9 protein-coding genes are annotated in these 8,224 nt (G+C 66.8%); 3 read left to right on the top strand and 6 right to left on the bottom strand.

Going from position 1 to position 8,224, the window contains the following annotated elements:
• From B4L36_RS02610 to B4L36_RS02595, 4 genes are all read right to left on the bottom strand, one after another.
• On the bottom strand, positions 1–167 hold a 167-nt coding region (locus tag B4L36_RS02610), incomplete at its 3' end, for a pyridoxine 5'-phosphate synthase (RefSeq protein WP_292951914.1).
• A 30-nt stretch (positions 168–197) separates the two neighbouring features.
• Entirely contained in the window at positions 198–1,016 is an 819-nt protein-coding gene (locus B4L36_RS02605) for a 4-(cytidine 5'-diphospho)-2-C-methyl-D-erythritol kinase (RefSeq protein WP_292951904.1), read from the bottom strand.
• Position 1,017: 1 nt separating this feature from the next.
• Positions 1,018–2,913 (bottom strand): tetratricopeptide repeat protein, encoded by a 1,896-nt coding sequence (locus B4L36_RS02600; RefSeq protein WP_292951902.1) that lies wholly within the window; start codon positions 2,911–2,913, stop codon positions 1,018–1,020.
• A gap of 68 nt (positions 2,914–2,981) precedes the next feature.
• A complete protein-coding gene (locus B4L36_RS02595; RefSeq protein WP_292951900.1) occupies positions 2,982–4,637 on the bottom strand; it encodes an electron transfer flavoprotein-ubiquinone oxidoreductase in 1,656 nt (551 codons plus the stop codon).
• A gap of 249 nt (positions 4,638–4,886) precedes the next feature.
• Here B4L36_RS02595 and greA point away from each other — a divergent pair, with 249 nt between their 5' ends.
• Positions 4,887–5,357: a transcription elongation factor GreA gene (greA, locus tag B4L36_RS02590; RefSeq protein WP_292951898.1), complete on the top strand. Its 471-nt coding sequence runs from the start codon at positions 4,887–4,889 to the stop codon at positions 5,355–5,357.
• A gap of 5 nt (positions 5,358–5,362) precedes the next feature.
• Positions 5,363–6,337 (top strand): hypothetical protein, encoded by a 975-nt coding sequence (locus B4L36_RS02585; RefSeq protein ID WP_292951896.1) that lies wholly within the window; start codon positions 5,363–5,365, stop codon positions 6,335–6,337.
• Between the two features lie 199 nt (positions 6,338–6,536).
• Here the strand turns inward: B4L36_RS02585 and B4L36_RS02580 are convergent, their stop codons facing one another.
• Positions 6,537–6,719, bottom strand: coding sequence for a zinc-finger domain-containing protein (locus B4L36_RS02580; protein WP_292951912.1), 183 nt, complete (start codon positions 6,717–6,719; stop codon positions 6,537–6,539).
• 153 nt (positions 6,720–6,872) lie between these two features.
• Here B4L36_RS02580 and B4L36_RS02575 point away from each other — a divergent pair, with 153 nt between their 5' ends.
• Positions 6,873–7,796, top strand: coding sequence for an ABC transporter ATP-binding protein (locus tag B4L36_RS02575; protein ID WP_292951894.1), 924 nt, complete (start codon positions 6,873–6,875; stop codon positions 7,794–7,796).
• A gap of 3 nt (positions 7,797–7,799) precedes the next feature.
• On the opposite strand, the gene B4L36_RS02570 is transcribed toward B4L36_RS02575, so the two are convergent.
• Positions 7,800–8,183 carry an HIT domain-containing protein gene (locus tag B4L36_RS02570; protein WP_292951892.1) on the bottom strand — a complete coding sequence of 128 codons (384 nt, stop codon included), beginning with the start codon at positions 8,181–8,183 and terminating at the stop codon, positions 7,800–7,802.
• Between the last annotated feature and the right edge of the window lie 41 nt (positions 8,184–8,224).

Here is an 8,224-nt window from a genome sequence, read left to right as displayed (position 1 = left end):
ATGTCGCGGTCGCTGATATGGCGGCGATCCTCGCGCAGGTGGGCGGTAATCCCGTCGGCCCCGGCCTCTTGCGCGATTCGGGCCGCACGCAGCGGATCAGGCCAGGGCGTGCCGCGCGCATTGCGGATGGTGGCGACGTGGTCGATATTGACGCCGAGACGCAGCATGTCGATCTTTCCCCTGTTGCTGGCCCTATCCTATCCGGGCGCGGGCCGCGGTGCCAGTTCCGAGACCACCGCCCACCAGCCATGCTGTTTCAACGTTTCCACGGATGCGCGCGCGCGCGCCACGCTGTCGAAAAGACCGAAACAGGTCGCGCCGGAACCCGACATGCGGGTGAAGGCCGCGCCGGTCGCATCGAGGGTCCGCAGGACCGTGCCGATCACCGGCGCGATGGTCCGGGCCGGCGTTTCCAGATCGTTGCGGGTGCCGCGCAGCCAGCCGATCAGCGCCGCCCTGTCGGCGAAGGCGGGGATGGGCGGCAAGGGGGAATTCTCGCGGCAGGTCAGCGCCGAAAAGACCTGCGGCGTGGCCACGGGAAAGCCCGGATTGACCAGCACCAGCGGCACCGGCGGCAAGGCGGGCAGCGGCGTCACCTTCTCGCCGATCCCGGCCATGCGGGCAGGGACCGAAGCGATGCAGACCGGTACATCAGCGCCCAGCCGCCAGGGATCGGCCGGCATCGGATGGCCCATCCGGGCAAGCCCGCGCAGGACCGCAGCCGCATCGGCCGAGCCGCCGCCGACACCGGAGGCGACCGGCAGAATCTTGGTCAGCGTGATCTGTGCCGCGCCGCCTGCCAGACGGGCCGCGTCAAGGCACAGGTTGTTGCCGGCCGACAGGTCGTCCGCGAAGGGACCGTCGATCTTCAGCGACAGAGGCCCCGGCATCAGCGCGATGCGATCGCCGATATCGGCGAAGGCGACCAGCGAATCCAGCAGGTGATAGCCGTCTTCGCGCCGGCCGGTGACATGCAGGGCAAGGTTCAGCTTGGCCCGCGCGGCCTCGAAGATCATGCTATCGGCTGGCGGCTTCGGCCTGCGGCACGGGGGTCTCGTTCTCGCCGGTCCTGGCCTCGTCGCGCAGCACTGCGTCCAGCCCGCGATCCAGCTTGGCGCGGATCCGGTCGGGATCGACATCTCCGGTCTCGGTCGGTTTCAGCGACAGCGCGCGCTGCCACTGGATCTCGGCCTCGCGATGGCGGCCCACCATCCAGTAGATATCGCCCAGATGATCGTTCACCAGCGGGTCCGAGGCCATCGAGCCCACGGCCTCTTCCATCGGCGCGACCGCCTCGTCATAGCGGCCCAGCCGGTAATAGGCCCAGGCCAGAGAATCGAGGATGTATCCGTCGCCCGGCGACAATTCGGCGGCCTTCTGGATCATGTCCAGTCCGCGATCCAGGTTCTCGTTCCGGTCGATCCAGGAATAGCCGAGATAATTCAGCAAGCTGGCCTGGTCGGGATTGATCTCGATGGCTGCAAGCAGATCGGCCTCGGCGCGGTCGAACTGCTTCGATCGTTCCAGCGCGATGCCACGCGCGTAAAGCGGGAACCAGCGTGCCTCGTCAGGGCCATCCTTCAGCAGCGCCAGCGCCTTGTCATAGGCCGGCACTGCCTGGGCGAACCTTTCCTGCTGACGCAGAAGATCGCCAAGCGCGATCCAGCCCTGCGGCAGATCGGGATAGGCGGCGGTCAAGGACAGCGCGGCCTTTTCGGCCTCGTCCTCGCGATCGGCGCGGGACAGTGCGTCGATCCGGGCCAGTTCCGCGACCGGGCGCATCTGCCCCATCCGGCGCAGCGCCTCGAATTCGGGTTCCGCCAGATCGAATTGCTCGCGCTCCTGCAAAAGCTGTGCCGTCACCAGCCGCGCCTCGGCATTGTCGGGCGCAAGCCAACTGGCCAGCCGCGCATGGATCAGCGACAGCGGCTCGGGTTCTGGGCTGCTGGCCAGCGCGGTTGCGAAGGTCAGGAAAATCTGCGCGATCCCGTCGGCAGGCGCCTTGACCACATCGAAGGGAACCGGCTTGCCCGTGGCCAGCCGGTCGCGCAGGGCCAGCAATTGCGGTTCGGCCTCGATATTGGGGATATCGTCCAGCATCGCCACTGCCTCGTCGCGGCGTTCCAGTTGCGCCAGAATCTGGGCCCGCGCGACGATTCCCGGCAAATGCCCGCCAGTCGCCGGTTCCGCCAGCAGCGTCTCGGCGCCCTCGTAGTCGCCGACAAGCGCGCGGGCCAGCGCAAGCTGGTAGTTCACCACCGGGCCGACGCCGGGAAGCTTGGCGAGGTCTTCGAAGGCGGTCAGCGCGTCCTGCGCCTTGCCGTCGCCCAGCAGCGCCCAGGCCCGCACCAGCCCGTCCATAAGGCGATTGCCGTCGTCGGTCTTGCCGCCCGGAGCGATCGCCTCGACAAGGCCGGCCCAGTCGCCATCCCTGACCATCTTCGCCTGCACAAGCAGAGCCGAGAGCTCGGTCGGCTGGCCATCGCCGCGCATCCGGTCGGCCAGTTCCACCGCCCGGTCGATCTCGCCGGCCGAGACCATCGCCAGAAGCGCGTTGTCCTGCAGATAGCTGTCGCCCGGATCATGCGCCACAGCCTGAAAATAATAGCGCGCGGCGGCCTTGAAATCATTTTCGACCGTCGCCAGCCGCGCCGCCAGATAGGGGCCTGCCAGACCCATGGTCAGAGGTGCGGGTGCGCGGCCCCCGGCGGCATCTGCCTGGGCCGGTTCAGCCGCGGGCAGGGAATCGACGGGCGGCTGCGGCAGGGTTTCGACAGGCGTCTGGGCCTGGACCGGGCGCGGTTCGGGCCGCCCCTGCGCGACGGCGGAAACCGCAGGCAGGGTCGCGGCGCTCAGCGCGGCGATCAGGGCAAGGTTCAAGCGGGTCTGGGTCACGGCGTCGATCCCGTTCATCACGAAGGCGTTTGGCGGACCCTAAACGCGGCGTCCGGCCGGGGCAATCGCTGCGCCCCGGCCCACGATCACATATTCGGGTAATTCGGCCCGTCGCCGCCCTGCGGCGTGGTCCAGACGATGTTCTGCGAGGGATCCTTGATGTCGCAGGTCTTGCAATGGACGCAGTTCTGGAAGTTGATCTGGAAGCGTGGCTTGCCGCCTTCCTCGATCACCTCATAGACCCCCGCCGGGCAGTAGCGCTGCGCCGGTTCGGCATAGTCCGGCAGGTTCACGTCGATCGGGACCGAGGGGTCCTTCAGCTTGAGATGGTTGGGCTGGCTTTCCTCGTGATTGGTAAAGGAAAAAGCCACGTTGGTCAGCCGGTCGAAGGACAATTTTCCGTCGGGGCGAGGATAGTCGATCGGCTTGAAATCCCCGGCCTTGCCGGTCGCCTGCGCATCGGTCTTGCCATGTTTCCAGGTGCCCAGCGGGTTTCGGCCGGTCAGATTCGCCACCCACATGTCGAAACCGCCAAGCACGAGGCTGGGCCAAAGCCCCAGGCGGGACCAGATCGGCTTGACGTTGCGGACCTTCTTCAGATCCCTTGCGATGGCGCCGCCGCGCACCGCCGCGTCATAGGTTTCCAGCCGGTCGCCCTCGCGGCCCGCCTTGAGCGCGGCGGCCGCGGCCTCGGCCGCCTCGATCCCGGAAATCATCGCGTTGTGATTGCCCTTGATGCGGGGCACGTTGACCATTCCCGCCGAACAGCCCAGCAGCACGCCGCCCGCGAAAGACAGTTGCGGCATGGACTGCCAGCCGCCCTCGCTGATCGCGCGCGCGCCATAGGCGACGCGCTTGGCCCCCTCCAGCAGCTCAGCGACCATCGGATGATGCTTGAAACGCTGGAACTCGGCGTAGGGGTAGAGATAGGGGTTCTCGTAGTTCAGATGGACGACGAAGCCCACCAGAACCTGGTTGTTCTCGAAATGATAGATGAAGCTGCCGCCGCCGGCGTTCCTGCCCAGCGGCCAGCCCATCGTGTGCACGACCCGGCCCTTCTTGAACTTCTCGGGCGAAACCTCCCAGATTTCCTTCATGCCCAGGCCGTATTTCTGCGGCTCGTGGCCGGCCGACAGGTTCAACCTGCCCATGATCTGCTTGGCAAGGCTGCCGCGCACGCCCTCGGCGATGAAGACATACCTGCCGTGCAGTTCCATCCCGGGCTCGTATTGAGGGCCCGGCGTGCCGTCCGCGTTCAACCCCATCTCGCCGGCAACGACACCCTTCACCCGCTCTCCATCCCAGACGACCTCGCTGGCGGCCATGCCGGGAAAGATCTCGACGCCCAGTTCCTCGGCCTGCTGGGCCAGCCAGCGGCAGACATTGCCCATGCTGACGATGTAGTTGCCGTGATTGTTCATCAGCGGCGGCATCGGCCAGTTCGGCACCCGGATCCCGCCCGCCTCGCCCAGCACGTAGAAATTGTCATCGGTAACCTCGGTGTCGACCGGTGCCCCCTTGTCGCGCCAGTCGGGGATCAGCCGGTCCAGTCCCGATGGATCCAGCACCGCGCCCGACAGGATATGGGCGCCCACCTCGCTGCCCTTTTCCAGCACGACGACCTGCAGTTCGGGGTCGATCTGCTTCAGCCGGATAGCCGCCGACAGCCCGGCCGGGCCCGCGCCCACGATCACGACGTCATATTCCATCGATTCGCGTTCGACCGTGCTGTCATTCGTCATGGCTGCCGCTCTTTCCTTGCGTATGGCTGGCAGAACACCTAACGCGCGAGGCCCGCAGGGGCAATCGTGACGCCACGCGCAAAGGCCGTATTCCGCCGCCCTTGCGCAAGGCGGGCTTGCAAATGGCGCGGAATTGGGTTCACGATGCGGCACGCACAGGATTTGACGCGCCCCCGGCCATCCCCAATGGCGGGGGCGTTCGATTAGCGTGACCGCGATAACCGCATACCCGCGAAGGATTGGGCAGCGATGGACAAGATACCGATGACCCGCAGCGGCTTTCAGTCACTGGAAGCAGAGCTGACAGAGCTGAAATCGAAGGAACGGCCCGCCATCATCCGGCAGATCGCCGAGGCGCGCGAACATGGCGACCTGTCCGAGAACGCCGAATATCACGCCGCCCGCGAAAAGCAGGGCTTCATCGAGGGCCGCATCAAGGAACTGGAATCGATCCTGTCGCGGTCCGAAGTGATCGATCCCGCGAAACTGTCCGGCTCGGTCAAGTTCGGCGCAACGGTGGACCTGATCGACGAGGATACCGAGGAAGAGCGCACCTACCAGATCGTCGGCGAGGCCGAGGCCGATATCGAGCGCGGCCTGCTGAACCTGCGATCGCCGCTGGCGCGCGCGCTGATCGGCAAGGACGAGGGCGACAGCGTCGATGTCACCACCCCCGGCGGCGTGCGCAGCTACGAGATCGTGGCGATCCGCTTCGAGTAGGTCCCATGTCGCTGGTCGCCAAAATCGCATCCCTGACCCAGAGGGACGCCCTGACGCGCCTCGGCATCGCGCTGAGCGTCGCGTGGCTGTTCCTGATTGCCTTGTTCTGGGTGCTGGCGCCAGGCGGCGATGGCGCGGCCGGGGGCGTGGGACGGCTGGTCGCGGCGGCGGGCGCAATCCTGCCGCTGGCGCTGATCTGGATGGCCGTGACGCTGGCGCGGTCGATCGCGATCCTGCGGGCCGAGGCCGAAGACCTGCGCGAGCGTCTGACCCAGCTGCGCGAGATGGCTGCGACACGCGGCGCGCCGCCACAATCGCGTCGGCCGGCCGCGACCGGCGACATCGCTTCGGGCACAAGCGTGGTTGCCGCGCCCGCCGGGCTGCCCGCACCGGTTTCCGCGACCGGCCCGGCGACAAGAGCCGCGGGCGCGGTGACGACCGCGGCGCCGCCGCCTCGGCCCGCTGATACGCGGCAGGCGGCGCTGCGCTTTGACGCCCCCGAATCGGTTTCCGTCCCGCCACGGACGCTGATCCGGGCGCTGGATTTTCCAAACGGACCCGAGGATACCGAGGCCATCGCGGCCCTGCGCACGGCGCTGAAGGACCACGACAATTCACGGCTGCTGCGCGCGGCGCAGGATGTGGTGACGCTGCTGGCCGGACAGGATCTGTATATGGACGACCTGCAGCCGTCGCCCCCGGATCCGGCCGTCTGGCGCCGATTTGCCGAAGGCGCGCGGGGCGGCAACGCCGCGTCCCTGGGTGGCATCCATGACCAGTCCGCCTTGCAGATCGTATCTGGGATCCTGCGCGGAGACGAGATTTTCCGCGACGCCGCGCATCATTTCCTGCGCCAGTTCGACACCGCCATCAGCCGCCTGGTGCCACAGCTCGATGATGCCGAAATCGAGGTTCTGGCCCAGACCCGCTCGGCCCGGGCCTTCATGCTGCTGGGGCGTGTGGCGGGTATCTTCGACTGAAATCGGCCGGCCGCATACGCGTGCGGCAAAGTCGGCCGCGCTTGCGTCCCGCGACCAAAGGGGGCCTCGCCGGCCCCCTCTTGGCCTGCGGCCAATTCACCCCCGCAGGTATTTGCAAAGAGCGCGAGGGGCGCCGGGCGCCGCGGCGGCATTGGGGTAAAAGCCGGTCGAGGACGCTGGTTCAGTCACGTGTCCCGCCTCAGTGATCGCCCTCCGCGTGGTCGCGGTCGATCACGAAACGCCGGTCGCAATAGCCGCAATCGACATAGCCCTGATCGGGCGAGATCGCCAGCCAGACCCGGGGATGGCCAAGCCCGGCGGCATCATCGCCGTCGCAGGCCACCTTCCAGGTCGTCACGACCACCTCTTCCGGAGCCGGCATAAGGACCGCATCGGGTTCCTGTCCCGTGGACAGCGGATTCTCGGGGGTCACATGCTGGGTCATGGCTGGCCTTCTTGTGGCGGCTTGGATGATCTGGTCTAACCTCATTACCGCAGCGCCGCCTGCCTTCGCAAGCACCGCAAGGACCGATCCATGCCCAACGCCATCGATATCGCCGGTCTGCGCAAGACCTATGCCGCCCAAGGCAACGCGCCCGCGAAGGAGGCGCTGAAGGGCATCGACCTTGCCATCCCGTCGGGCAGCATCTTCGGCCTGCTGGGGCCGAACGGGGCCGGCAAGTCCACCCTGATCAACATCCTCGCGGGTCTGGTCAACAAGAGCGCCGGCAAGGTCGGCATCTGGGGTTTCGATCAGGATGTGAACCCGCGCCAGTCCCGCGCCGCGATCGGGGTCATGCCACAGGAACTGAACATGGACCCGTTCTTCAGCCCCCGCGCCAGCCTGGAGGTGCAGGCGGGTCTTTACGGGGTGCCGAAATCCGAACGCTGGACAGACGAATTGCTGGATCTCGTCGGGCTGAGGGACCAGGCCAATGCCTATGCGCGCAATCTTTCGGGCGGGATGCGCCGGCGGCTGCTGCTTGCCAAGGCGCTGGTCCACCGCCCGCAGATCCTGGTCCTGGACGAACCCACGGCAGGCGTGGACATCACCCTGCGCGAAATGCTGTGGCAGAATGTCCGCCGCCTGAACGAGGCCGGCATGACCGTCATCCTGACCACGCATTATCTGGAAGAGGCCGAGCAGATGTGTGACGAGATCGCGATCATCAACCATGGCGAACTGATTGTCCGCCAGGGCACCCGCGAATTGCTGGCGCGCACGGATGGCAAGACGCTGGTGATCGATGCCGGCGGACGGATCGAGATCCCGCCCCTGCCCGAAGGCGCAAGCGCCGAATGGCGGGCAGACGGGCGGCTGGCGATCAGCTATCCGCCCTCGCGGATCCGGGCCGATCAGTTGCTGGACGCGCTGCGCGGAGCGGGCGTGCCGATCATCGACGTGGCCAGCGAACAGCCCGATCTGGAAGATGTCTTCGTCGAGATGACACGCGGCTGAAATTCAGTCCCGCAGGCTGAGCATCGGTCCCATCATCCGGCCGCCCATGATATGGAGGTGGAAATGCGCCACCTCCTGCACGCCATGTGCCCCGGCATTGGTGATGGCGCGAAAGCCCTGGTTGCCGGCTTCCAGGCCCAGCCCCTCGATGGCCACCACCTCGGCGCAAAGGCGCATGAAACCGGTGATCTCGGCTTCCGTGCCATGGGCCGCGAAATCCTCGAAACTGACATACCTGCCCTTGGGGATCACCAGCACATGCGAGGGTGCCTTGGGCGCGATGTCGCGAAACGCCAAGGCGTGATCGTTCTCGGCCACGGTATCGTTCGGAATCTCGCCGCGCAGGATTCTTGCGAAGATGTTGTCGTCGTCATAGGCACGTGGCATGGCAATCCCTTTCTCGGCACGGGGCGCGCAGGCCCCTGGCT

Origin of the sequence: Paracoccus sp. UBA889, from assembly GCA_002294185.1 — a bacterium.
In the GTDB taxonomy this organism is placed as follows: domain Bacteria; phylum Pseudomonadota; class Alphaproteobacteria; order Rhodobacterales; family Rhodobacteraceae; genus Paracoccus.
Note: the sequence above shows the minus strand (reverse complement) of the source record. Positions and strands in the feature narration are given on the sequence as shown.

What these genes read in the sequence shown, in the direction of transcription:
- B4L36_RS02585 (WP_292951896.1), top strand. Translation starts at nt 5,363, where the DNA reads ATGTCGCTGGTCGCCAAAATCGCATCCCTGACCCAGAGGGACGCCCTG.
- B4L36_RS02575 (WP_292951894.1), top strand. Translation starts at nt 6,873, where the DNA reads ATGCCCAACGCCATCGATATCGCCGGTCTGCGCAAGACCTATGCCGCC.
- B4L36_RS02600 (WP_292951902.1), bottom strand. Translation starts at nt 2,913, where the DNA reads ATGAACGGGATCGACGCCGTGACCCAGACCCGCTTGAACCTTGCCCTG.
- B4L36_RS02605 (WP_292951904.1), bottom strand. Translation starts at nt 1,016, where the DNA reads ATGATCTTCGAGGCCGCGCGGGCCAAGCTGAACCTTGCCCTGCATGTC.
- B4L36_RS02570 (WP_292951892.1), bottom strand. Translation starts at nt 8,183, where the DNA reads ATGCCACGTGCCTATGACGACGACAACATCTTCGCAAGAATCCTGCGC.
- B4L36_RS02580 (WP_292951912.1), bottom strand. Translation starts at nt 6,719, where the DNA reads ATGCCGGCTCCGGAAGAGGTGGTCGTGACGACCTGGAAGGTGGCCTGC.
- greA (WP_292951898.1), top strand. Translation starts at nt 4,887, where the DNA reads ATGGACAAGATACCGATGACCCGCAGCGGCTTTCAGTCACTGGAAGCA.
- B4L36_RS02595 (WP_292951900.1), bottom strand. Translation starts at nt 4,637, where the DNA reads ATGACGAATGACAGCACGGTCGAACGCGAATCGATGGAATATGACGTC.